Raw genomic sequence first — 24,279 nt, 5'->3', positions numbered from 1 at the left:
ACCTACGTTTCGGTTTTACTTCCCTAAAAACGCTGTTTCCATAAAATGCCTGAATCCCTCATCGCCCAGTTGTAACCGTTGGCCATAGATCGCTTTAGCATCTTCCCCGGCTAGGTAACGCAATTGATCTTTCCCATCCGTAGCGGCTTCGTAGACAACCTCGGCGATCGTCTCGGCCGGGCTAAAGGTAACCTGGTCAACGTTGGCAAAGAAACGGTTAAATAACTCATCGTAAGCCCGATGATACGCCTTGTCGTAGGATCGACTGATAAAATCCGTTTGAATGGCACCCGGTTCGATGACTTTGATACCAATGTTAAGGCTTTTCAGTTCATATGCCATACTTTCACTCCAGCCTTCCAGCCCCCATTTTGTGGCATGGTACAAGGAGGAAAACGGAAAACTGACTAATCCGCCCATTGAACTAGTGGTAATGAAAAGCCCGCTGCCTTTTTCGCGGAAATAAGGGATAAATGCTTGGGTGACCCGGATCACCCCTAACAGATTCGTGTTGATCTGACGGGTCAGTTGCTCGTCCGTAGTAGCCTCCAGGGGTCCGGATAGGCCATAGCCCGCATTGTTGAAAACGACATCCACATTCCCGCTGGCAATTGCCTGACTAACCGCCTGACTTATCTGGCTGGAATCTGTTACGTCCAGCGGCAAAAGTGTTACGTTGTCTAGTTGACCCAGATCATTTGCCCGCTCGGGCGTACGCATCGTGGCGATTACCTGCCATCCTTTCTTTTGGAATAAGATTGCTGTGGCCTTTCCTAAACCCGAAGACGCGCCGGTGATAAAAATTGTCTTGCTCATTGGACGATTGTTTAGGGAGCAAAATTGGCTGGAAGGTTTCAGCACGATGTGGCCATATTGAGTTTGGTTGTGTCCAAAATGACAAACCACGGCTTACGTTGTCGGCGATAGATACTGTTTGTATAGCGAGGTGATCCTCCTAACAGTTCGAAGTATGTCGCCCAGTCCCTAGATGTTACAGGTATATGGCTCAGAGGCCGGTGGAGACCGCCGGGTGTTGGCATCTAGCCTTAGACGTACCCTCCTCGGTGATGCCATTAGGTATCAACTACCTACTTCCCTCAGCCCACAATAGTTATGCTTCTATACGTGTGATTGACGAGGAGCCTCTGGCTATTGACCCCCGGATATGGTCGAAGTAAGCCAACTTAAAGCCCGATTAGCAATCTATAGTTCTCCAGACGATCAACTAAAATTGCTATTTAGAAGATTGATATTGGGAGTCGCTTTGCCTTTCCTACCGCAAACGCGGACAGGCGCAACGGCAGACCGAGTCTGCAGCCCGGCATAAAATCCATTACTTAACCAATCTAGCGAGATAGATCAGCAAAGTCATTTTAAATCCTATAAGTTACACCTTTTTGAACCTAGTTGCCTTTAGGACTTTGTCAATTAAACCTGACCAAAACGAAGATCAGAAAAACAGGAGCAGCAATTCTTTCGGCTTTGACTTTGTAAGGTCAACTTTTTAGCCCAAAAACAATGATAATCAATCCATTAATTAACAGAACAGCTCAAGAAATGGCAGCGACCGACCGTAAAATTCCGACAAAAATGCCCTAACTACCCAACTAAAAGGCCATCTCATAACTGACTTATGCGATGGCCTTTTTGATTTTATATCGAATTCTTTTCGGCTAATTTATTGCCCTGTTTTAGTTAACAATAGGGCTACCGAATCGGGTTTTGCTAAGAATGCCGAGTGGCTGGTGTTTAATTGATAGACTGTTTTTACGTTGCCGGACGCGATCATTCTGGCTTGCAGACCAGGCGAAACCACACGATCCTGTAGCGTTTTAATGTAAACCTTCTCAACAGAGCCGAAATTAGCCGCAGTCAATGTCACCGGATTGGTAAATGGAATGGCTGGTTCAGAGCGATAATTTTGTAGAACAAGATTTTGTACCTGAGCCGAACCATCCTGGATAAAAACGTTCACGAGCTGGTCACGTAACACATCCAGGGTTCCGTTCGCATTTTGGGTCAGTATGGGAACATGATTAACCGAGTCGCCAAGTGCTGAGCCAGCATCGGTACCAGCAAGAGACAGTAAGGATTGCCCCGACGTTGGTAAATAAGCTGCGAGATAAACAAGTTTCTCAATTTTTGACGGATTCTGCTCGGCAACGGCAGAGATGATCATACCACCCAGGCTATGGCCTACCAGTATTACGTTGCCGTTTATTCCTGACATGGCATCAAGAACTTTGTCTCTGTAACTGGTCAACGTCAAGGTGGAGGGAACGGTTTGATCGCTGCCGTGGCCAGGCAGTTCCACAACGGTCACCTTGTTGCCTGCATTAATCAGGCTGGCTTTTACGGCATCCCATACATAAGGAGCTTGCCATGCGCCGTGTACCAACACATAATTTTTAGCAACGGGTTTCACGTCATCATTCTTTTTGGAACAGGCCGTGAACAGGATAGTAGCCGTAGCTACAGAAAGCAAGAGTACGATAAGTTTGTGCATGATTTGAGGTGCCTACTTGTTTATGATTAGGACACCACAAACCTCGGGCCCGGCTGCGGCAATAAGTTTAACCCAGGTTAAAATCGAAAATAAGGCAAAGCAATCCCTATGCAGCAACCCAAACGGTGATTTATCCGTAATGAGAAGGCACTAGGTTATCGGCACATGTCGATACTTGATATTACTAAAATTTATATTTTTATAGCATGCTGGAGAATAAAATAGAAACCGAGATAGACGTATTACGAACGATCCTGGGCTCTGCCGGTATGAAACCGGAAGCGTTTGATCTGTCATTACCGTACTGGCAATCCAGGCAGTATAAAAAAGGTGAGTTTTATAATGAATATAGAAATGTTTGCAAGCACCTTGGCTTTGTGATCAACGGGGTATTCAGAATATACCGGGTAAATAATGATACGGGAGAAGAAAAGAATATGCTGTTCTTTACGAATCACCAGTTTGTAGCCTCCTATAAAAGTTTCTTAGCCCAAACAGCCTGCGATTATTACACGGAGGCTATGGTTGATTCGCATATACTCTATATACATATTGATCATCTGAATGAACTGTACGGACAGTCACACCAATGGGAACGGTTTGGAAGAATTGTTGCCGAAACGGCTTTTCATGAAGTTATGAGCAATACCGAAGGTTTTTTATTTAAAACGCCGGAAGACCGCTACCGGGAAATGATGGAGAAACATCCCACTATTTTTAATTCGGTACCACTCTACCATATTGCCTCTTACCTGGGTATCCAGGGACCATCCCTGAGCCGGATTCGGAAACGAATGGTTGGAAAGTAAAACCCGGCATCTTCTGGCGATACCTACTGAAACCTGCTAAACAAGTTCTTTAGCGGGTTTTTCGATTTTAACCTGGGTTAAACTTATTGCCGCAACAGAGCCCGAGGTTTGTGGTGTCCTAATCATAAACAAGTAGGCACCTCAAATCATGAAAGCAACAATAATAGCAATGGCCATGAGTGTACTAGGTTTTTCGGCTCAGGCCCAAAACACAACCAGCAAAAATTCTAAAACGGTCGTACTGGTTCACGGCGCCTGGTCAGATGCATCGGCATGGGATGCAGTAACCCCTTTGTTAACGGCCCAGGGCGAGGAGGTGATTAAGGTTAATCTGGCAGGCCATGGAAACGATACCACTTCATTTGCCGGTATCACCTTGCAAACGTATGTTGGCCAGGTAAAAGCAGCAATCGGCACCCGCACCAATGTAGTTTTGGTGGGCCATAGTTTTGCCGGACTGGTGATCAGCCAGGTGGCCGAAGAAATCCCTTCACAAATCAAAAAACTGATCTATCTGGCAGCAGCCCTTCCGCATAATGGCGACAGCCTTTTAGGCCTGGCAAAAGGGGACCCCGCTTCGCATATCGGCAAGTTTCTTACCGTCGATAAGGAGCATGGCGCGGCAATCATTGCCAAAGAAGGGGTAGCAGATATTTTCGCGGCCGATGCCCCTCAGCAGGTTCAGGAATATATTGCCGCTACGATTAAAGCAGAACCCTTGCTACCCCTTGCTACCCCGGTACAACTGACGGAAAAGAATTTTGGCAGTATCAGGAAGGTATATATCCACACAGAAAACGACCATGCGATTAGCTATCCTGCCCAACAATACATGGTAAAAAATAGCAAAGTTGATAAGGTGTATACCCTGCAAAGCAGCCATACTCCATTCATTTCTATGCCGGATAAGCTGGCCGCTATACTGACTGCCGAAAGCAAGTAATAGCCAGAACAACAGCAAAAATAAATTCTTCCAATCGAGCTTCTTCTTCCAGCAGGAAGAAGCTCGAGCATAAATTACAACATCATGTCACTTTCTTTAACCAGCAGCACCCATACACCTACACACGAAACCGTGCCAACCGCCTTTATCGATGTAAACGGTGCAAAATTCGCCTATCGATCATTGGGGCAGCCAGAAGGCATACCTATTGTATTCCTGCAACACTTTACCGGTACGTTAGATAACTGGGACCCGGCCCTAACCAATGAATTGGCCAAAACACACCCGATCATCTTATTTGATAACAAGGGTGTCGGTAGCAGCGAAGGCGATACGCCCGCTACAGTAGCCGAAATGGCCAATGATGCCTATGCCTTCATTCAGGCATTAGGTCTGAAAGAAGTATATCTGCTTGGCTTTTCATTAGGCGGTTTTATTGCACAAAACCTGGCAGAAGGGTATCCTGAATTGGTAAGCAAAGTCATTCTGGCAGGTACCGGCCCAAAAGGCAGTGAAGGAATAACCGACATTGTGAACGTGGTAACCGCTGGTATGTCGGATGGTCCTGCCAAGGTTCTGCGAAATATATTTTTCACAAAAACAGCGAACGGTGTAGAAGCTGGCGAACAATTCTTGGAACGTCTGCAACGAAGAAAAGAGAACCGCGATACCCCTACGACCGGAGCAACGGTTAATGCACAGGCAACAGCCATCATCACCTACGGGTATGAAAAAGATCCGGAATACCAGCAGCTGCGCCGTATTAAACAGCCTGTTTTGATCGTAAACGGAACCAACGATTTGATTATGCCTTCCATCAATTCATTCACGCTAGCCCAGTACCTGATCAATTCAAAACTCATTCTGTGGAGCGATTCAGGGCATGGCGCGCTGTTTCAATATAGCCCGGACTTTGTTAAGGAAGTTAATTCTTTTTTAGCTGCATCATAAAGCCTGTCATGAAATCGACATCAGGCATAAGCCTATTAAATGTGCTTGTGCCTGATGAGTTTCAATACGATTGATAACCACCAGCCAATCCCATGAAAAAGACAATTTTACTTTTTTTGCTAAGCATCGCTATGCTACGTGTTGTAGCGCAACGCCCTTCAGAACCGGCCCTTCAGCATGGACCCGAACTCCAGGGGGATAGTATCGTATTCCCATTGACACTTGTCGACGCTTTCCCTTTTGTATCGGCAGAAGTAAATGGCGTTAAGGGGAAATTTATGTTCGATACCGGCAATAAGTGCTACATTGAAATCAACGACAACCTGGTAAACTTACCGCGTAAACGAGCGGTAAGTAAGGGACAGGTTGGAAGCGGTCAATCATTTGTGTCAAACATGAACGATACCATTGCCGAAGTTAAATTTAAGAACGGCCTTACTTACCGTAACCTGTTGAATATTACCAGTGCTAATCTTGATTTTCTTCAGGATCACATCACGCCCGATTGCATTGGGTATATCGGACATGATTTTTTCAAGGGGTATCTGTTTAAACTCGATTATGTAAAGAGAAAGCTCACTTTTTATAAAGTCACACAGGATCGAAAACGGTCAAAGGACTTCCTGAAAGGTGAAAAGGTAGTGGCCGTTCTCAATTTTGAAACCAGGAGGCTGCCTAATCACCCAATGGTTCGCGTAAAGATCGGAGGGGTTGACCTGCTTGGCTCATTTGATACAGGGCAATATGGATTGATCCAATTGGAGGATCAGGCAGCGAACGTTCTGAAAAAGAAGAAGCTGCTGGTTGACGCCGGAAAAAATGGCTACGATGATTCGACGGTCGATGTGAATAACCTAGTGATAAACGGAAGCTTTAACGTAAGTGTAAAAGGTATTGCGCCCTTCAGCCTTGAACAAACAGCGCCATTTAGAAAGGGAATGCAAATTACGGAGGCCAACTATATCTGCTTTGGATACCGCTTTTTCGAGCAGTACAAAACGGTTTGGGATTATGATGAAAAGAAAATTTATGTTCTTGAAAAATAAAAGCCGTTAACCATTCCTCAGGTTTACTAATCATTCGGCACTCGTCAAAAAGAATCATACCAGGAAATTGTCACTTAGCACTTGTGACTGCGAAATTTCCAACGCCTAAGGTAGCTGTAATTGATATTGTATAATCTAACGTTATGTTGGCTAAAGTACGGGGTCTTAGGATTAATACTACTGAGTTCTCAATCTTATTAAACGCTCCACTTGAGACGCAGGGGAGATCATTTATAGGCTGGCATGGGGTGGTCCTGTGGCGCCGAACTCAGGACTTTGCCGGCCTCACGGTTTTCCTTAAAGGGAAATCACCAAAAAGAAGAAGGCCCATGCATACTTCAATGAAGCCGCCTGTCAGCGTAGTGACTAACGAGTGCATGTTGGAGGCAAATAAACCATAAGCCGATACACCTAACAGACCGCCTAATAACCAGAATAGTTTGTTGCCATAGAGCGTGCGAAACGTTAAATAGCGGCCGCCGATGATCAGTAACATGCCTTGAAAAAACCATTCTGCCCGTAGTAGAGCGAGCCCATACGCGATAGGAATCGTCATCAACATAAAAACGGTTCCTTCCATAGCCAGGCCAGTCAACGGGTTGTCGTTGTTGGTAGCCGCTTGCAGACCCATCCTTTTATTGATCAGCGTGCTTATAGGATGAATCAGGGCACCACCGACTAAAAGTGTCCAGATCGCCTGTTTGGTTGAAAAGTTGTAGAGGACACCGGCTGTTGTGAGCCATACGATTCCCGAGACGAGTACACCAGTCGCGCCATTTCGGTACTCGCTTCTCATATGGGCTTGGGCTGCTGTTATTGAATCAATTGAGGAGTTATGCTGCATGGCCAAACGTATAATCAAGATTAACTGGGCCTAAAGCAATAGGAAGCTTTCTGTAGCTACAATACAAACAGGCCTGGAGGTCAATAGAGATTATGAAAGGTAATTAATTGGATTAAGCAGGTGCTATTATTTCTGATTCGTATAGATCGGTCAGTTTGTTGTCTTAAATCGATAGGTTACACTCAATAACGCGCTTAGCCCACCAGCTCCAGCTTTTGTCGTAACATTGTATGAAGAGGAATTCCCACTCTGCTGAAGTTGGGCCGATCGATTCACAATATTCTTACTACTGAATAGGCGATTCACCTGCACATTTATATCGAATAGGCTTGCTAGCTGGTAGGTAAGGCTAACGCCCAAGCTTGAGGAAAGAAAATTTTTTCTATACAGAGTGGTAATAGTGGAGCGAGTAGTCGTCTGACTACCATCTGGATTCGTCTTGGTGGCTATAGTTTGGTAAGTGGGAGATAAGAGGCTTTCCCCTAATTCTGTGTTGACAGCTAAGCCTGCCAGGGCATTCAAGTCTAATTGTTTGGCCGGGCGCCAAATGGTATACTGGATGTTTAACGAGAACTGCCAGTAAGTAACTTTTGTGGCACTACCCACAACGAAACCTGGATCAACCACAAATCGATACCCGGTATAAACTGGGAGAGTAGTGGCTCCACTTTCGACAGTCACTCGTCCGATATGATAACCAACAAGCAGGCCATACCGTGAATTCCGTAAATCGAAGGCATCAGCATTCGTAAAACCGTTGTCTCCCTGTCTGGTCATACTGGACCAGTGTAATCCAACGGCCGGTTTAAGATAATAGTAAGCGGGGTGAGTTTTGTACTGATTTAAGAGAGAATCTGGTGAATAATACTGACCCCAACAGGTCGATAAAGAAACCAGGCAAGAAGCGACAAGGCCATTGATTCGCAAATACCATGACAAAATGATCATGCAAGTCAGTATGTGCTGAGTGAAGAAACAGATTTGTTTTCCTTAAGGCTTTTGAAGTTGTGCCCATGCAGTCGGAGGGAGACCCATTAAGAGACAGTATTGGGCAGCACGATAATAGCCAAGTTGGCCAAGGGTTTACTCCTTGAACGTTAAAGTCTCCAAAACCGTGTAAATTAACACACGCTCTGATTGTTTAATTTGAGTGGCGGTATATCATTAGCAGAAAGTTGACCGTATGCTACGATTCATATTCAGTAGGGATTGAAATAAACCATCTAATTAATCGCCCCTTTTATGAAGCAGGCCTCTGAACCTTGCCTGGGCTCTCTATACAGGGTTCCAACATACGCTTCCCTTTACCTTCATAGCGCTTATAGAAGCCTGGAATCCTAAAAGTAGTCCTCAGTTCTTACCAACTGAACATGCTGACTAAAGTCTGAATGTTCAGTGTTGATGATGTAATTGTGTTCGTAGATAATGATCGCCGAAGGAACCAGGGCTAACAGGAGGAGCACCTGTTCTTTGACGTTTTCCTTAAAGGTCGTTGGTGGCTTTTTATATTCGCGGAAGGTTTTGACGCTCACATTAAGCCAGTCCGAAATGATGTATCAGTAAAGTCAGTCAAGGCCTTAATGGCATTGATATGCTGCCGGTTGACCTCTCTGAAGTAGAGCCAGGAAAGGATTTCACTATCATTGATGTGGTCAGGCACATCTCGTAGGAGCAGATGTTGAGGTCAGGCAACTGGTTTCATCAGGCGTTTCCTTTGCGACTACAAAGTCAGGTAATTTTACCTTTACCAGAAGGCGCGATTTCACGTTACAAATACTTCAGTGAATCGAAAGATGTATGCCACGAGTTGAGTTAGACAGGTAGTAGTACTACCTTCTGCATGAAACTCATTCGTCTCAAGCAGGAGCCTTTTCGTAAAATCCTTTATTTGCGTAGATTAGTCTCCCTGTATATGCAATTTGACTCTACTAACCCCATTATCCAACTTTGCGTCAGAGGAATGGAGATGGAAGCTGAAAGTCCAGATCAGGCAAAAAATCTTTTCGCACAGGCGTGGGGCTTGGCCACTACCGAGCTTGAAAAGTTTACAGCAGCTCATTATTTGGCACGCCATCAAGACTCAGCAACTCAAAAACTAGAGTGGGATCTGATCGCTTTACACTGGGCTCTCCAAATTCAAGATGGTAGCCTGAACGCTAGTTATCCCTCCTTATATTTAAATATAGGCAAAGGGTACGAAGACTTAGGGGCTTTAGATCAGGCCAAGCACCATTACCAACTGGCCCTTTCCTATGTTGATCATCTGCCCGCTGAAGGCTATGGAAAGATGATTAAACAAGGAATCGAAAGCGGTTTACAGCGGGTAATTCCTTAGCGCTATTCTTATCTGTTTCTGAGAGTACTAGCATACCCTACTGGTAGAGATAAAGCTAGGGAATGAGAAGGCCCTACTTCCAGTATATGGGGGGTGCTGTCAAACATCCGGTTTAAACCAAGAGAGCCTTTTCGTCTCACCTGGGATCAGATAAAGCAAGGTTCCTGGTCCCACTAAGGAGCCTTTGGGAAGACATCAATTTTTTAATATTTCTCAAGCGCCATCAGTTGCATACGCTTTAAGATACTGCAAAAAAATATTAACAATATACCATTTGATAATTTGTCTATGAAACGATAACACTAAGTCGGTCCACAGGGTTATGCTACCATTCAACCAACTGGTTGATCTACAACTAACAAACTCAAGGTTATGAAAAAGATCGTATTAATGGGGGCTATGCTATTGGCCGTAGCCTCTTTCAGCGCCCAGGCGCAATCGGCTACCAATGGAACGACATCAAATAGTAGCACAGGAAACAGAACAAATGGATCTGCCAGTCAAAATGGCACCTCGTCAACTAATGGAACAAGCAACGGCTCAACCATGGGCACCAGTTCGGACAATGGCTCCAGTTCGTCGGGTAGTAGCAAGATGAATCGCAATAGATCAGGACGCCGTTCAACAATGGGCACAAACTCATCCAGTAACGGAACGATGAATGACGGTTCAACCAGTGGTACGACAACCAATGATGGCAATTCGAGTTCTCAGGGCTCAACACAAGGTCGTAGCGGCCGTCGATCAAAAAGTATGAGCGGCAGTCAGGGCACTAGTTCTTCTTCCTCTGGATCTACGGGTACTACTCCGCCTAACAACTAGTTAATGAGATGGAGACCCATTGACGAAGGTTTAGCTTGGCTGAAAGGATTATTTTTTCTTACTGTTTCGTGTCAATGAGTATGAGTCGGCTACTAGATGTTGCCGACTCTTTTTTATGTAACCAACTTAACCGAAGCAGACTTGGCTCATAATAGGGAGGATTTTATGAGAATAAGCAGATAGGCATTCTACGTGGCTAGAAAGTCTAGTCCATTTACCGACTGCGAAATGTATTTTCACTTAGCGAACATGTTGTTTCTCTGATTGTTGTCACGCAGCGAGCGTTTGAGTTATTTTGGTAGCATGATTATAATTCACGCCTGCTAAATCGATACAAGAAGGCGAATTCGGTATTCCATACTTTCTGCTCGTACCGATTCATCGTACAATCTTAAACTGGCATAAGCCAACCCATTAGCACCTGAAAAGGCAGCAACTCATAGTGTCAGGCCTGTACTAAGGTAATGCCTTGACCAGTACAAAATCCAGATAGGCCAGATTAGACCCCTTATTATAATGCAGGGTAAGCAAATTAAGTCCACCAACGGGAAAGCTAATCTGCCCGACCGTTGCCTGAGTCCAGTGATGAAAGTCGCCCGTATTCTCCGGCAGTACCAACTCAACCGCTTTTTTATTATTCAGCCATAAGGACGATTTGTTATCCTGATAACCATAGACTGTGATGATTTTATAGAGGCCTGGTACTTTTACATCAACCGTATAATTTGTCCATTCCCCATCTTCCTGCCAGCCAATGTACAATTGATTTACTTTGGGGTCGACTTTGTTGGGATGATTAAAGTCGGCAAAGTCCTTGGTAAATGAAATATCGACTCCTTCCTGCTCCCTGAAGTGCACCAGAGCAAGTGGAACGCCGGGCCGCTGATGATCGGGTTTACGGTTAAGTTCTCCGCTCCCTTTATTGATCGGATCGGTATCATGATAAGCCACTCCTTCTCCACCCAGGTCATAATAAGCCAACTCCAGTCGACCTGGGATCGTTTGAACTCCCTTTGTGTATTCGGCATCTGTAAAGGGTTTGCCTTTATATCCGGTTGGTACTTGCCCCACAGCGACTGAAGCAACTGTGGTTAAAAGGATGGCAAAGCTGAAGAATTTGTTGTTCATGCGAGTATGTGGGAAACAATGGATTATTCATTCTACCAATCGGTTGCTCCCTATAGTGAGTAGTATGTAGTGAGGCTAACGATAGAGAGATTTATGAACGTAAAGGCATCGTTAGACTACATCTACCAGCCGTTGCGAAACAGTTAGGGCATATGTCCAAGCGTATTCAGTAGTTCGGCTGCAAAATGAATTTAGAAATCCATTGCTGGTCAATAGCTGCCCGAGGTTGAGTCAATTGGCCGATTCAAGAAGTGCCTCTTCAAAGAATGTATTTCTGGAAGAGGCCTTACCTCTCAATCCATTGCTACCCAGATAACCTTACCAATCGGCCGCTTTATCCACTTATGGTAAAAACGTATCGACTATCATGTCCGTCAGTTGATGGCTGGTCCAACCCGCCCACAAACTTTTTGCCTTTAGTACAGCCCATGCCATTAGGCCAGCCCCCAACGCAATGGCTATACTCTTTTCGGTTAACCCATGAGCCAGGCCGAATACCACCGAGGTCCAGACGACGGCCCACATTCTAGTCCAATAGCGAACGCAACAAGCCAACAGTAACCCTCGACAAATTATTTCTTCATACAGATTGGTAACACAATTGATTCCGTAGCGATAAACATCTATTTCAGGACTGAACTTTTGTCCCCTTGAAGCAAGAATCAGTAATGGAATAGCGGCTAGTATTGTTGCGGCCATCAATCCATATTTTAACGAAAGTAAAGTATACGTAGTTGTCCCACTCCATTGATCATTATAATCCATTTTTAGCAGGTACTTGCCGATAAGCAGGAGGGCAAGTGCTACGGGAAGTAACCCCAGAAGCCCGTTTCCGTAATCATAAAACAATACACGATTCAACTTGTCGCTGAGGCCCAACAATGACACTACAAATTGACGCGTAACTTGAATACTATACAATCCTGCAAAGATGAAACTGCTCAAACAAAATGGAATGTAAATTTTGTCATGAAGTAGTCGCATCCTACTCCCTAGAAATCCAAACAGGGCTAAGAGTATGAAGGCAATAGACACGATTAAATAGTCGTTCATCGAGGTGATTTTTCCAATGTGGTAAAACCTGGGCTTGCAAGCCCAAGAAAGGCAAACAAGCAGGTTTCACGGTAAAATACCACCACATTAGGTGAGTCTGCATAATGGCTCCCTATTTTTTCTGTACGGTTGCCAGCAGTTCCTGCGGATACCCCAACGCAATGGCACTGATTTCATCCAAAAGATTTACCTGATCCGCCTGTAAACGAATATCGACCGCCCTTAAACTTGTCTCAAGATGCGCTAGTGTTCGAGCGCCAATGATCGGAAAGACGCCTTTACTCAACGCCCACGCTAACGCAATCTGCCCCGGCGTTGCTTTGAGTTCGTTGGCCAATAACTCCAGTTGATCAAGTATGGTCTTTGTTCGCTCGTCTTCCTGATAATCGCCAGCCGCAGAAAGAGTCAGTCGCCCAGATGATCCCTGTCGGTATTTCCCTGTCAGCAATCCTCCCGCCAGCGGAGAATAACCCATCATACCCAAACCGAAGTGCTCCGCCATTGGCGTCAGCTCCCGTTCTGCTGTTCGTTGTAAGAGGTTGTATTCAAATTGGATTGCCTTCAGCGGTGTAGAAGTCGCAATGGCAGCCGCTTTCCAGGCCGGGAAATTGGCCAGACCTGTATATAAAACTTTACCAGCGCTAAGCAGGTCTTCCAGACCACGAACCGTTTCTTCTAAGGGTGTCACACCGTCATCGAAATGCGGTATATACAGGTCTATATAATCCGTTTTCAGACGTCTCAAACTACCCTCTACTCCCTGGCGCATAGCTTTGCGGTGGTTACCGGCATTGGCCAGCGAAGGATTGGGTAAGTTGCTTCGGGTATACTTGGTACAAATAATAAAATCGTGCCGTTTGTACTCGATAAACCTACCGACAGTCTCTTCCGCTTCGCCAAACTGATACTGATCAGAAACATCGATAAAATTTCCACCCGCATCTGCATAAGCCGAGAGTATCTGAAGTGCGTCTTGAACGGCGGTGCCATACCCCCGTCGATCCCCCAATTGTGAGCCACCTAGTATCAGTTCGCTAGCGGGTAAACCGGTCTGTGTTCCAAATAATTTATGTTTCATACGACAAAGGTCAGGAGCGAGTAAAGCACAATCAAGTAGGGCTAAATTCAGCCGTATCTAATAGATCCTCACCTATCTTATATTTGTAGTATGTACGAAAGAAAGTTACCTGTTAAGCTCGACTGCGGTCTCCACCTATTTATGGAAGTAATGAATGGGAAGTGGAAGATCAGTCTTATCTGGAGCATTCATTCGGGCATCAAGCGGCCCGGCGAACTGCATCGCAAAATTTCTAAAGCGTCTCGGAGATTGTTAGATACCCAGTTAAACCAGTTGGTGGAACATGGTATCGTTTACAAAACCAGTTTTGATCAAAAGCCGTTGAAGGTAGAATATAGTCTCACCCCTCTTGGCGAAACACTAATCCCCCTTATTGAATTGACCGCAAAATGGGGAGAAGACCATCGTGGTGTATTAGAGCCGCTGTTTACTAACGTGCACTATGCGTAACCCTAAACTTGCTCTCTCGAGACGCCCTATTTTTGAAGCAGACACAGATGCTGACAGCTGAACAATGGTGGTACGTAAATAAACATAGATTGCTCTAGCCAGATTGCAGCTGATAGTGAGAATTGGGGATAACCTGGTAGCACGAAAATACGAACCCAGGGGCACAGAATCAGTTTAATGCTCATTTAACCGGATAGCGACTGGTACCTTTCCCTAATAAACAGTCCCTTTAATAGCTTTGAGCCACCTTGTCAACCTACCTTGACGTGATGGATTGGATCTATGAATTACCAAACTGGTTGTTTTTTCTATTTTGTACGGGCATCAGCGTCTCTTTTGCTACGCTGGGACTACTCGCGACCCGACCATGGGTTCGGCGACACGCTGATCAACACGACCAGCAAAACGATTTAGTCAGTTACTTTCTGGGAGCTTCCGGGGTCATCTATGGCATTGCCCTGGGCTTAGTGGCGGCTGGCGTGTGGACTAACTTTCAGACGTTATCCGGTGAAGTGGATGACGAAGCGGGTATTACAGCTGCCATCTATCAGGATGTAAGTTCGTACCCTATGCCCAACCGTCAGCTTTTGCAACAGCATTTGCGAGCGTATGTCCAGGCCATAATTAAGCAGGATTGGCCCCAACTGCGGCAGGGAAATACGCCCCAGGCCAGTACCCGTATCCTCTACCAGTTTAAACGAGAGTTATTTAATTTTGTACCCACCGATGCCGGTCTGCGCCTGATTCATGAACAGGCGCTGGAACAGTACAACGAGCTGGCCAAAGTTCGGCGCGATCGCCTGCAAGGCAGCACTAGCAGTTTGCCGGCTGTTTTATGGTGGATCATTATTTTAGGCTCCTTTATCAACATTATCATCACCTGGTTTTTTGTGAGTGATCATGTAGGCTATCACTTGGGCTTAACCATCTTATTGGCGCTACTACTGGGCTCACTACTGTTTTTGACGGCCGCTATGGACAACCCCTTTCGAGGAGATTTCAGTATAGACGCGGAGTCATTTAAACAGGTACTGAGTCAGATGCCCGATGAAAAGTTGCGTTCACCGCAATAGGTCATGCTCAATCATCAAACGACACCAACCCCTTACTGATGGTCATTGTACCGCCCTTTATTGATAAGTAAAGAATATAGCATTAATGCGATTTTATTAACTTGTATATACTATTTTTACTTCTTCATAAACAAGTCACTTGTACTATTTTCGTTTTCTTAACCTATGAAAACGTTACCTTATATTTTAACGCTGCTAATCTGTCTGATAAATGGTTGCAGGCCTTCAATTAGCACTCGGGTGGCTCTGGATGTGGCTGGTACATACCAGTTAATTTTGTTCTCCAGCTCGACTACAACGGATGATAATCCCAGTGGTACAGTTCAAGCAACTGAATTTGACGGTAACCACATCAATCTGGTTGTAAAAGGCCAATCGGGTAAAGTAAACATCAATTATGCGTACAGCAATGTTGTGGTGACAGAGACGACGGCTAGCCACTCAGGTCAAATCGATTACACTCTCACATTTAAAAAGCAACTCATTGGATCAGCTCATTTTGATGGCGTAAGTCGTTCTATTGTTGTAACGCCTTCTTCGAAACTTCGGTTGGAGGGCTTGGAACTTTAACAAAGCCTGCCCGGAGTACCGGGTAACCTTTTATCAGGCAAGGCCCTCTCTTAAGGTATAAAACGCACATTGTTTGATGCCGGATGGATGGTGGGTATGACCTATAAACAGGCCTGAATAGAGTAGATTATGGTTAGCGAAGTTACTATTGGACAACAGGTGAACGATGCCCCTATCGAGAAGCAAATTCTTGAATAGGAGCGTTTTCCTACGAATAGGCTTACATCTGTTTCTTTCGTTGATAGTACCGCCGGGCCTTCTGGTGACTGCCACAGCTTTGCATATCGCACCACTTCCGACCCTGGTTCTTGGTGGCATCCAGGAAGTACCAGCGGCAGGCACCGCACTGTTTAATTCGCCTTTGGTCCTGACCGCTCAATAACTCGTAGGCCGACAAGCTAAAGACCCAAACTGCTTGCAGTAGATTTATTTGAGAGCTTTGCCAATCTAAGGTGAGTTTGTTCGCTTGCCCTGAAAACCCTCGTTGGTTCAGTGCTTCATTCACGTGCCCGTTAAAAGCTGTCAAAACCGAAGCTGGAAGGGCTTCTACCGTCCCCTTGACCAACGATGCGAAAACTGTCAGCATCGACTGCCGTACTTCTCTTGCTTTGTCTAACACGCCGGCTGCCTGTTTGGGATCTGCCTGGGCCAAAGCCGTTAAGGTGTCAAGTACCTCCGTATCCAGCAGGCTTAACCGGCGGGCGAGAATCAGTAGATCAGTGTATGTATGCAAACGCTCCACGGGGGTATCAAAGTCAAGGGCTGTATTGGCAAAATCAAGACAGGCAACCCCGCCCGTCAGGTCCATTTCGGTGATTGTAGTGAGCTTTGCCATAGCCTAAACGTAAAGAAATTTTATTACCACTAAAACAAGCATAGAAGGTTATAGTTCTTAGAAGATAAATCATACCGTCAAAAAGAATTTAGAAGGTAATACTATGAAAACAGCAATCGTCTCACGGGTATGGCTGGTGCTGGCGTTTATAGCCATCTATTTTATTTGGGGAACCACCTATCTGGCTAATTTATACGCGCTCAAAGCCCTGCCCCCCTTTATCATCTCGGCCCTTCGTTATGTGGTGGCGGCCTTGATACTGGCTACACTGGCTTATGGCAAAAAACAAGCGGTTCCGCACGGGGCCGAGATCCGTGATTTGGCCATCAGTGGTATTCTCATGCTGGTAGGGGGCTCGGGGCTGGTGGTGGTTGCCGAGCAGTATATCTCATCAGGATCGGCAGCCGTGATTGTAGCTACCGAGCCACTTTGGTTTGTCGTGTTGGATTATTCGCGATGGAAACTCTATTGGCGCAATAAACAAGTGATTGCAGGTCTGCTACTTGGCTTCTTAGGTATTGTTTTCTTCACTCTTTTTGCCCCTGAGTCTACCTCGCCAGCCATCCAGTCTGAGAATTTACTCTTAGGTACGGTGATCGTAGTGGCGGCTTCCGTGTTGTGGGTAGTGGGGACCTTATTTGCTGCCCGGCGTATAAAGCCAAGCCGCTATACGCTTTGGCACCCAACGATCCAGCTGATGGCGGCTGGTTTTTTTGCGGGTTTGATTGCCTTGGCCAATGGGGAATGGGCTGACTTTGATCTGAAGGCAGTAGAGCAATCGGCCTGGATTGGCCTTGGCTTTTTAATCGTGTTTGGCTCGCTGATCGCTTATCTGGCCTTTGGGTGGCTGGTCACTGTTCAGCCGCCAGCCTTGGTCAGCACGCATACGTATGTTAATCCGCTGGTGGCCGTACTGATTGGCTGGCTGGTAGCCGGAGAGCCCGTTGCTGGCCCGCAATTGCTGGCGTTGGCCGTGGTCTTAACGGGAGTGGTGCTTACTCAGCTAAGTACAGTCCATACGGAGTCCTAGACAGGTTAATAAGCAAATCTAAACCCTACCGTTTTAGCCTTATGAAGAGTAGGTCAAGAACTAATTTCGGGACCACAAACTATTACTGAGCCATCAAAGACCTGCTTAAATTACCGTTTATTTCTCGGTTGCTTTCTCGAAGTCGAAACGTCGAAAAAGCATCTGTTGAGCCAGTTAAAGTAGCCACTATCGTAGCCACTATCGCAAAAGGCAAGTACGCCTTTGGATACATATAAGTCAGTTGCTAAAAACCCACTAGTGTGTAGTCCATTGATACAGTTTTCGTTGAATGGCGGGCAACCCGAAGCCAAAGGCAGGAACTAGAATGGTGGTGCTCTCGCCATAGAAGAACTGATATCAACACGAGTGAATGCCTCCAGCATGATACAAAAGAAAGCCTTTACCAATCATTATATCGGTAAAGGCTTTTGTAAAACGAACCACTCCCTGAAGCTTACCAGTGAACTAGTGTTGAGGCCGATCCCAGAAAGCAGGCGGTTCTACCCCTAGTGTGCGTAAGTAGACATAAGCCTGACCGCGGTGATGAATTTCATTGTCGATCAGGTAGAAAAGAAACCAGTAGATTGGCCCTTCATACAAACCAAATGCCTTATCAACTTCCTGGAAACGAGTGAGGGGAATCTGTGGCCAATAGGCATTAATCTTTTCGGTCACCCGATCCCACTGGGCCAGTACCTGCTCCTTCGTAGTCGCTTTTGGCGCTGCCTCCGCACCTTCGCCATAGGAAGGCCACTCTCCCGAAACCACACCCTGCATGCTCTGGTCAGCCATCTGCAACACTTCATCAATCAGTGCCGAACAAGGTCGCATGCTCCCCAGGGAATACGAAAAGAAGTGCTCCTCAGGGTAGACTTCGATCAACCGGCGGGTGAGCCCCCGGTGTCCCTGCCAATGGGCAAGAAGTTGTTGGGGTGAGATGACGATCTGCTCTATCATTTGGTTAAGCTGAACTGTGTTTTCCATAGCCTGTTATTGGTTGAAGTTGTCAATTTGTTTCCAACACAAAGAACAGCCAGTTGGGTGACAGCCGTATGTCAGCAGTGAACTCAGGAAGCTGTAATTAATCGACTCGAAGCAGCTAGCGTGATGATGTTAGCTGGTGAAGCGGCTCCAGGTCAAGAACAAAGCCGCTATAAAGATTAGGCCCCTCTATCGTATTCTGATCCTATATGACGTAAAGCCGTCAGACGCTTTTCAAAAAGGTCTCACGCGCCGTGGAGCATCTAAACAGCTATGAGTAGGTGTTCGATGGGTTGGATAATGCCCTCATTGGCGAATTGGCTGAGTTCATCAAATTCGAGCGGCTCTGTTGTCCGTAGTTAGTGTTTCAACTGAACGTTCAACCCGAAGCGGGACCAATTTCGCTAGAAATAAGCGATAGGTATCGTCTCAAGCACAACCCAAAATACGCTTCTCCAACCTGCTTAATGCTATTGTCGTCTCACTTTGGAGCGTTTTCTGAGACACGATAGCTTCCAAACTATTTAACTCATGAGTGGAATGTATAAGTATATCCTTAGAATGTCGTAGCTGGTGCCTTTGCAGTTGCTGAACTTTGTGCCAGTCAAAATATAAAAACATGGACACAAATCACCAGCCTAAAATTGTCTTAATAACCGGTGGAAGCCGGGGTATCGGTAAGAGTATCGCGCTGCATGCAGCAAAACGGAACATTGGCGTCATCATTACCTACAATAAAAATCCCGAGCTAGGCAACGATGTTGCGAACACCATTAATCGCAATGGAGGTAAGGCTATTACTTTACATCTGGATACCTCAGACACTGCTTCATTCACCAGCTTTGCCAGCCAGGTTCGGCAAGATCTCAAAAGTAACTGGGGCCGTGAGGACTTCGACTATCTGGTCAATAACGCTGGCATTGCTCAACGGTCGCTTATTGCCGATACAACGGAGGAGATCTTTGACGAACTGGTCAATGTGAATTTCAAAGGCGTCTTTTTCCTTACCCAAAAATTGATCCCGCTGGTAATTGATGGCGGTCAAATCATTAATATATCATCAGGGTTGGCACGTTTTGCTTTTCCCGGAGTGGCGGTCTATGGAGCCCTGAAATCGGCGCTAGAAAGTCTGACAAGATATTTTGCCAAGGAATATGCGGCCAGAAAGATTCGCGTCAACAGCGTGGCGCCGGGGGCCATCGATACTGAATTTGGCGGGGGAAAAGGCAATGAGAGCCAGCGCGCGCAAGTTACTGCTATGACTGCTCTTGGGCGTTTGGGAAATGCTGACGACATTGGCGGCTTTGTGGCATCGCTGCTGTCAGATGACAGTCGTTTTGTCAATGCGCAGCGTATCGAAGTAGGGGGCGGGGTTTATATTTAATTTTGTTAAGGGGCAAACCTGGCGTTTAGCCCTTTAATTTTGTCACACCAGATCGTTCGTTTAGCTAGTTGACCGTGGAATACATCGACATCAAATCTATTTCAGAACTTCTTTCTTTTTTTCACTACGAAAAGCCCGTTCATCCGCTGATAGCCGTTGTCGATTTATCAAAAGTTGATAGGTCACACCGAAAAGAAGGCGTCTTCTATCGATTGGATCTCTATTCAATCGCTTGCAAGAAAATAGAGGGTTCATTCAAATATGGACGCACAGACTATGACTTTTCGGAAGGTTCTTTGATGTTTACAGCGCCAAACCAGGTTTTGTCACCTGGCCTGGAAAATAAGGTCCAAGGATGGGCTATTTACATCCACCCCAATTTTTTGTATGCCACTGAAAAAGGCGTGAAGCTGACAGAATACTCCTTTTTCGGTTATGATACCCATGAGAGCCTGCATATTTCAGAAGCCGAAAAAGACATCCTGGAAAATTGCTTAGCCAACATTACCAGAGAAATATCGATCAACTTAGATGCTCACTCTCAGAATTTGATAGTAACCAATCTCGATTTGCTCCTTTCCTACTGCTCCCGGTTCTACGACCGGCAATTTTTAAGCCGAGCCAAAGCAAGTAACGACGTCGTCGAAGCCTTCGATCGGATTTTGAGTGAGTATTTTTCCAAAACCAACTTAATCGAAGTCGGATTGCCCACCGTTAAGTACTTTGCCTCACAGCTCAACTTATCGGCAAACTACTTGACCGACTTACTAACCAAATACACGGGTAAGTCGACCAACGAGCATATTCATTTGAAGTTAATTGACAAGGCAAAGAGTTTGTTATGGAGTACTGATCGTCCAATTAGCTCGATTGCTTACGATCTTGGCTTTGAGCATCCTTCGCATTTTACTAAACTCTTTAGAAATAAGACCGGTTACTCGCCAAGAGAGTTTCGTCAGTTGAACTAATGAGCTTGTGTCTCGATAAGGATCAATGGCTCGCTTATAACCTTCTCACCAGGCAGTTGTGACTCTGGGTTCCTGAACAACTCAGATATGGTTTTGCCGAAGCAATGCTGAAGGCATCACCCTGCGATATTGGATGAAGCGGTTGTAAAAATGGATCGGTATCAGGACAGATCCTGTTTTTTACTTACTCGTCAAAGATGGTTTAATATCGTTGATCTTGCGGATAACGGATGCGTTTACTACATTTACATAACCAGTTATATAATAGGTTATGAAAATTTTCGAAAGGACCGGCAAAATGGCCTTAGGAAGCCGATTACGCCTTTTCACCATGCGTATTACGGAGGATGCGGCCAAGATATATGCACTCTATAACGTAGCGTTTTCGCCCAAGTGGTTTCCCGTGTTTTTTGTCCTGGCCAACGATGGCGAAAAAGCAGTATCTGAACTAGCGGATGAAATCGGCCATTCCCAACCCTCAGTGACGAAAATCATAAAGGAAATGGAAGCAGCAGGGATCATAAAAGCCAATCTGACATCGAAGGACAAACGCAGAAACCTTGTCGGGTTGACCCAGCAGGGAACTGATTTAGCCGAAAGGGTAAAATGGCAAGCTGCTGATGTCGATAAGGCAATCGATGGAATCATTCAGGAAGCCACGCATAATCTATGGGAGGCTCTGGTGGAATGGGAGTTTCTGCTGGATCAGAAATCATTGCCTGAACGGGTTCAAGAGCAGAAAAAGCTTAGAGAAGGTGAACACATTCAAATCGTTCCGTATCAGGAGCACTATCAGGCCCAGTTCAAATCCCTTAATGAGGAATGGATTTCGGCCTATTTCACTATGGAGGAGTCGGATTACAAAGCCCTGGACAACCCCAAAGCGCATATACTGGACAAGGGCGGTCAGATTTTCGTCGCCTTATACCGAAATGAACCGGTGGGGGTCTGCGCTTTAATCAAAATGGATGACCCTGTCTATGATTTTGAGCTGGCCAAAATGGCCGTCTCGCCAAAAGCACAAGGGAAAAGTATTGGTAAGCGGCTTGGTGAAGCCGCCATCGAGGCAGCCCGGGAAGTGGGTGCTTCCCGGATTTATCTGGAAAGCAATACCCGGCTTACCCCCGCTATCAACCTGTACTATAAGCTTGGTTTTCAAAAAGTGGTCGGCCGTCCTACGCCTTACCAACGCTGCAACATTCAAATGGAATTAACTCTCACTCAGTAAGCAATGTACGATCAGAAAGTGGCCATTATCATTAAGGACGATCTACTGGCCTGGCAAAAATTGAACGTGGTTTCGTTTTTGGCCAGCAGCATCGCTATCCAGTTCCCGGAAACACACGGAGAAGCCTTTATTACTTCGGATCAGGTTGAATTCTTACCTTTTATGAAGCATCCAATTCTGGTTTACAAAGCCGATACATCGGAAAAGCTGCAACGGGCTTTTCAACGAGCCAGAGACCGAGAGCTCGCTATCGGCATTTACACCAACCCGCTTTTTGGGACGAAGTCGGGCCAGGAGAATGTGCAGGAAATAGCCCGTCACAGAGTTAATGAGCTGGACCTGGCTGGTATCATCATCTACGGAGAGAATAAGAAAGTAGACAAGGCGTTAGACGGGTTAAAATTTCACGACTAAACGTGCGCAAGCCGCTACGAACGAATTCAGCAACGTTTTAACTTAACTTAACTTGACTCTGGTTAACCAGTAACTTCTTCTAATGGTCCGGTTCGTTATATGGCTCGTGCAGCCCTTATACGAGTCTGCCTCAGGTTGAGTTAGTTGAAAGTTGCTCTGAATGCTAAGGGAGAGAGGTTAGTCTTGCTTTTAAATAGCTTGCTGAATGACTGCGGGTGCTCAAAGCCAAGCTGATAAGCGATTTCGGCAATGGAGAGTGAACTAGTACTCAACAAATCTTTCGACCTTTCGATAACCGCTTGTTGAATATACTGCTGAGTGGTCTGTCCCGTTAGCGAACGCAGCATGTCGCTCAGATAACGAGCGGATACATTGAGCTGTAAGCTGATGTACTGCACCGATGGTAAACCGGTTTGCTGGCCTTGACTCTTCTCAAAGTACTGAGTCAATACGTTGTCCAATGAAGAGATGATATCGTGATTAACCGTTTTACGAGTTAGAAACTGGCGATTGTAAAAGCGAAGGCTGTAGTTGAGCAACACTTCGATCTGCGATACCAGTACATCCTGACTGAAGGCATCGATATTCGTGTCTAACTCGCTTTGTATGGCATAAAACAGATGACTGATGATTTCTTTTTCCTTAGCTGATAAAAAAAGGGCTTCGTCAACGGCGTAGGAGAAAAAACCATATCGGTTGATGGCCCTGCCTAAAGGGTAGTGCCGAATAAAATCGGGATGAAAATAGAACGCATAGCCTTCATAATTGCTTCCATCATCAGGGGTAAAAACAACCTGGTTCGGCTTTAAAAAAGCGAGCCCTCCTTCATCAAAATCATAATAGCGTTGCCCGTATCTCACCCTTCCCTTAAAGCTCTTTTTAAAGGAGACTTTATAGAAATCAAGTATGATTTTCTCCCCCTTCTTTAAAACCTCAAACGGAGTCTTGCCATAATCGATGAGCGCAACCAACGGATGCAATGGCGGAGGGTGTCCCGCATGCTTCATCAGTTGAGAGATACTGTTAAAATGGTAGGTTATTTCACTTTCTTTCATGTGCGGTATAACGGAATCGTTCCCAATTTAATCTTGTGCTGAGGGCCGGATGACGATGTCGCCCACTTCGATATCCACGGGCTGACTGATTGCATAAATAACGGCATTAGCCACGGCGACCGGCGCTAACCCTAATCGCTCCATGGCCTGTAGCACCTGTTGGCGTTTTTCTTCATCTTTCACGGTATTGACCAGGTTTGTTTTGACATACCCCGGAGATATACCAGTGATGCGAATGGTCCCATCCGATTCTTGCCTAAATGCTTCGGTTAGAGTTCGCACGGCATTTTTGGTGCCTGCATAAACGCCCTGGGTTGGCACAATCTTCAGGCCCGAGGTGGAGACAATATTGATAATGTGACCGGCCTGTTGCTTTTTGAAAACAGGAATAGCTGCTGCCATGCCATACAAGACCCCTTTCAGGTTACTGTCAATCATGTCGTCCCATTGGTCCACCTCCAGTTCATCGATACGGCTTATGTGCGCAACCCCCGCATTATTGATCATCACATCCAGCCTACCATAGGTGTTTACCGCGGCATCAACCAACTGAAGCAAGTCTTGCTTTTTCTTTACATCAGTTACCACCTGCACTACTTCACCACCCGAGTCTTTGATTAGTTGGGCCACTTCGGTCAATGACGCTTCGGTGCGGGAGCCTATTACCACTCTGGCTCCGTACTTAGCCAACTCTATAGCGATGGCCTTGCCAATGCCGCTTCCTGCACCCGTAATGGCAATTACTTTATCTGAAACTTGCTTTTGCATACCCGTCA

Annotated in this window: 26 protein-coding genes; 14 read left to right on the top strand and 12 right to left on the bottom strand. The window is 45.8% G+C overall.

From position 1 onward, the window contains the following. Nucleotides 1-15 precede the first annotated feature (15 nt). Both SD10_RS01115 and SD10_RS01110 read right to left on the bottom strand, forming a co-directional pair. The gene (locus SD10_RS01115) at nucleotides 16-816 is read right to left on the bottom strand and encodes an SDR family oxidoreductase (protein ID WP_046375294.1); all 801 of its coding nucleotides are present in this window, start codon (nucleotides 814-816) and stop codon (nucleotides 16-18) included. A gap of 862 nt (nucleotides 817-1,678) precedes the next feature. Further along, nucleotides 1,679-2,506 (bottom strand): alpha/beta fold hydrolase, encoded by an 828-nt coding sequence (locus tag SD10_RS01110; protein WP_046375293.1) that lies wholly within the window; start codon nucleotides 2,504-2,506, stop codon nucleotides 1,679-1,681. A 206-nt stretch (nucleotides 2,507-2,712) separates the two neighbouring features. Between SD10_RS01110 and SD10_RS01105 the strand changes: the two genes are divergently transcribed. From SD10_RS01105 to SD10_RS01090, 4 genes are all read left to right on the top strand, one after another. Continuing rightward, entirely contained in the window at nucleotides 2,713-3,315 is a 603-nt protein-coding gene (locus SD10_RS01105; protein WP_046375292.1) for a Crp/Fnr family transcriptional regulator, read from the top strand. Nucleotides 3,316-3,463: 148 nt separating this feature from the next. Beyond that, nucleotides 3,464-4,258, top strand: coding sequence for an alpha/beta fold hydrolase (locus SD10_RS01100; RefSeq protein WP_046375291.1), 795 nt, complete (start codon nucleotides 3,464-3,466; stop codon nucleotides 4,256-4,258). Between the two features lie 84 nt (nucleotides 4,259-4,342). Further along, nucleotides 4,343-5,209 (top strand): alpha/beta fold hydrolase, encoded by an 867-nt coding sequence (locus SD10_RS01095; RefSeq protein WP_046375290.1) that lies wholly within the window; start codon nucleotides 4,343-4,345, stop codon nucleotides 5,207-5,209. 92 nt (nucleotides 5,210-5,301) lie between these two features. Next, nucleotides 5,302-6,255: a hypothetical protein gene (locus tag SD10_RS01090; RefSeq protein WP_046375289.1), complete on the top strand. Its 954-nt coding sequence runs from the start codon at nucleotides 5,302-5,304 to the stop codon at nucleotides 6,253-6,255. A 268-nt stretch (nucleotides 6,256-6,523) separates the two neighbouring features. Here SD10_RS01090 and SD10_RS01085 read toward each other — a convergent pair whose 3' ends face one another. From SD10_RS01085 to SD10_RS29930, 3 genes are all read right to left on the bottom strand, one after another. Next, nucleotides 6,524-7,051 (bottom strand): DUF7010 family protein, encoded by a 528-nt coding sequence (locus SD10_RS01085; protein ID WP_046375288.1) that lies wholly within the window; start codon nucleotides 7,049-7,051, stop codon nucleotides 6,524-6,526. 198 nt (nucleotides 7,052-7,249) lie between these two features. Beyond that, nucleotides 7,250-7,876, bottom strand: coding sequence for a hypothetical protein (locus tag SD10_RS01080; protein WP_046375287.1), 627 nt, complete (start codon nucleotides 7,874-7,876; stop codon nucleotides 7,250-7,252). A 560-nt stretch (nucleotides 7,877-8,436) separates the two neighbouring features. Beyond that, nucleotides 8,437-8,631, bottom strand: a complete 195-nt coding sequence (locus SD10_RS29930) for a hypothetical protein (protein WP_052731032.1) — start codon at nucleotides 8,629-8,631, stop codon at nucleotides 8,437-8,439. A 308-nt stretch (nucleotides 8,632-8,939) separates the two neighbouring features. Between SD10_RS29930 and SD10_RS01070 the strand changes: the two genes are divergently transcribed. Together SD10_RS01070 and SD10_RS29295 are read left to right on the top strand one after the other, a co-directional pair. Beyond that, on the top strand, nucleotides 8,940-9,434 hold the full coding sequence (locus SD10_RS01070) for an rRNA adenine methyltransferase (RefSeq protein WP_227699108.1): 495 nt from the start codon (nucleotides 8,940-8,942) through the stop codon (nucleotides 9,432-9,434). Nucleotides 9,435-9,806: 372 nt separating this feature from the next. After that, on the top strand, nucleotides 9,807-10,256 hold the full coding sequence (locus SD10_RS29295) for a hypothetical protein (protein ID WP_148562359.1): 450 nt from the start codon (nucleotides 9,807-9,809) through the stop codon (nucleotides 10,254-10,256). A gap of 456 nt (nucleotides 10,257-10,712) precedes the next feature. Here the strand turns inward: SD10_RS29295 and SD10_RS01060 are convergent, their stop codons facing one another. The 3 genes from SD10_RS01060 to SD10_RS01050 form a co-directional block, all read right to left on the bottom strand. Then, nucleotides 10,713-11,384, bottom strand: a complete 672-nt coding sequence (locus SD10_RS01060) for a carbohydrate-binding protein (RefSeq protein ID WP_046375285.1) — start codon at nucleotides 11,382-11,384, stop codon at nucleotides 10,713-10,715. Nucleotides 11,385-11,726: 342 nt separating this feature from the next. Beyond that, nucleotides 11,727-12,437 (bottom strand): CPBP family intramembrane glutamic endopeptidase, encoded by a 711-nt coding sequence (locus SD10_RS01055; RefSeq protein WP_046375284.1) that lies wholly within the window; start codon nucleotides 12,435-12,437, stop codon nucleotides 11,727-11,729. Nucleotides 12,438-12,549: 112 nt separating this feature from the next. Beyond that, complete coding sequence (locus tag SD10_RS01050; RefSeq protein WP_046375283.1) at nucleotides 12,550-13,515, bottom strand: aldo/keto reductase; 966 nt, start codon at nucleotides 13,513-13,515, stop codon at nucleotides 12,550-12,552. A gap of 90 nt (nucleotides 13,516-13,605) precedes the next feature. Between SD10_RS01050 and SD10_RS01045 the strand changes: the two genes are divergently transcribed. The 3 genes from SD10_RS01045 (at nucleotide 13,606) to SD10_RS01035 (ending at nucleotide 15,608) form a co-directional block, all read left to right on the top strand. After that, the gene (locus SD10_RS01045; protein ID WP_046375282.1) at nucleotides 13,606-13,965 is read left to right on the top strand and encodes a winged helix-turn-helix transcriptional regulator; all 360 of its coding nucleotides are present in this window, start codon (nucleotides 13,606-13,608) and stop codon (nucleotides 13,963-13,965) included. A 269-nt stretch (nucleotides 13,966-14,234) separates the two neighbouring features. Then, nucleotides 14,235-15,038, top strand: coding sequence for a bestrophin-like domain (locus SD10_RS01040; RefSeq protein WP_046375281.1), 804 nt, complete (start codon nucleotides 14,235-14,237; stop codon nucleotides 15,036-15,038). A 165-nt stretch (nucleotides 15,039-15,203) separates the two neighbouring features. Beyond that, nucleotides 15,204-15,608: a hypothetical protein gene (locus tag SD10_RS01035; protein ID WP_046375280.1), complete on the top strand. Its 405-nt coding sequence runs from the start codon at nucleotides 15,204-15,206 to the stop codon at nucleotides 15,606-15,608. 220 nt (nucleotides 15,609-15,828) lie between these two features. On the opposite strand, the gene SD10_RS01030 is transcribed toward SD10_RS01035, so the two are convergent. Next, a complete protein-coding gene (locus SD10_RS01030; RefSeq protein ID WP_046375279.1) occupies nucleotides 15,829-16,443 on the bottom strand; it encodes a CGNR zinc finger domain-containing protein in 615 nt (204 codons plus the stop codon). Between the two features lie 103 nt (nucleotides 16,444-16,546). Here SD10_RS01030 and SD10_RS01025 point away from each other — a divergent pair, with 103 nt between their 5' ends. Beyond that, nucleotides 16,547-17,473 (top strand): EamA family transporter, encoded by a 927-nt coding sequence (locus SD10_RS01025; protein ID WP_046375278.1) that lies wholly within the window; start codon nucleotides 16,547-16,549, stop codon nucleotides 17,471-17,473. 465 nt (nucleotides 17,474-17,938) lie between these two features. Here SD10_RS01025 and SD10_RS01020 read toward each other — a convergent pair whose 3' ends face one another. Next, nucleotides 17,939-18,457, bottom strand: a complete 519-nt coding sequence (locus SD10_RS01020) for a DinB family protein (RefSeq protein WP_046375277.1) — start codon at nucleotides 18,455-18,457, stop codon at nucleotides 17,939-17,941. A 616-nt stretch (nucleotides 18,458-19,073) separates the two neighbouring features. Between SD10_RS01020 and SD10_RS01015 the strand changes: the two genes are divergently transcribed. From SD10_RS01015 to SD10_RS01000, 4 genes are all read left to right on the top strand, one after another. After that, a complete protein-coding gene (locus SD10_RS01015; RefSeq protein WP_046375276.1) occupies nucleotides 19,074-19,838 on the top strand; it encodes an SDR family NAD(P)-dependent oxidoreductase in 765 nt (254 codons plus the stop codon). A 74-nt stretch (nucleotides 19,839-19,912) separates the two neighbouring features. Continuing rightward, nucleotides 19,913-20,806, top strand: a complete 894-nt coding sequence (locus SD10_RS01010) for a helix-turn-helix domain-containing protein (RefSeq protein WP_052731326.1) — start codon at nucleotides 19,913-19,915, stop codon at nucleotides 20,804-20,806. Between the two features lie 271 nt (nucleotides 20,807-21,077). After that, a complete protein-coding gene (locus SD10_RS01005) occupies nucleotides 21,078-22,034 on the top strand; it encodes a bifunctional helix-turn-helix transcriptional regulator/GNAT family N-acetyltransferase (RefSeq protein WP_046375274.1) in 957 nt (318 codons plus the stop codon). Nucleotides 22,035-22,037: 3 nt separating this feature from the next. Continuing rightward, nucleotides 22,038-22,448, top strand: a complete 411-nt coding sequence (locus tag SD10_RS01000) for a DUF2000 domain-containing protein (protein WP_046375273.1) — start codon at nucleotides 22,038-22,040, stop codon at nucleotides 22,446-22,448. A gap of 140 nt (nucleotides 22,449-22,588) precedes the next feature. On the opposite strand, the gene SD10_RS00995 is transcribed toward SD10_RS01000, so the two are convergent. After that, nucleotides 22,589-23,503: a helix-turn-helix domain-containing protein gene (locus tag SD10_RS00995; protein ID WP_046375272.1), complete on the bottom strand. Its 915-nt coding sequence runs from the start codon at nucleotides 23,501-23,503 to the stop codon at nucleotides 22,589-22,591. 27 nt (nucleotides 23,504-23,530) lie between these two features. Beyond that, the gene (locus SD10_RS00990; RefSeq protein WP_046375271.1) at nucleotides 23,531-24,271 is read right to left on the bottom strand and encodes an SDR family oxidoreductase; all 741 of its coding nucleotides are present in this window, start codon (nucleotides 24,269-24,271) and stop codon (nucleotides 23,531-23,533) included. Nucleotides 24,272-24,279: the final 8 nt, after the last annotated feature.

This window comes from Spirosoma radiotolerans (assembly GCF_000974425.1).
Lineage (GTDB): Bacteria > Bacteroidota > Bacteroidia > Cytophagales > Spirosomataceae > Spirosoma > Spirosoma radiotolerans.
This window is presented reverse-complemented; position numbering and strand designations above follow the sequence as displayed.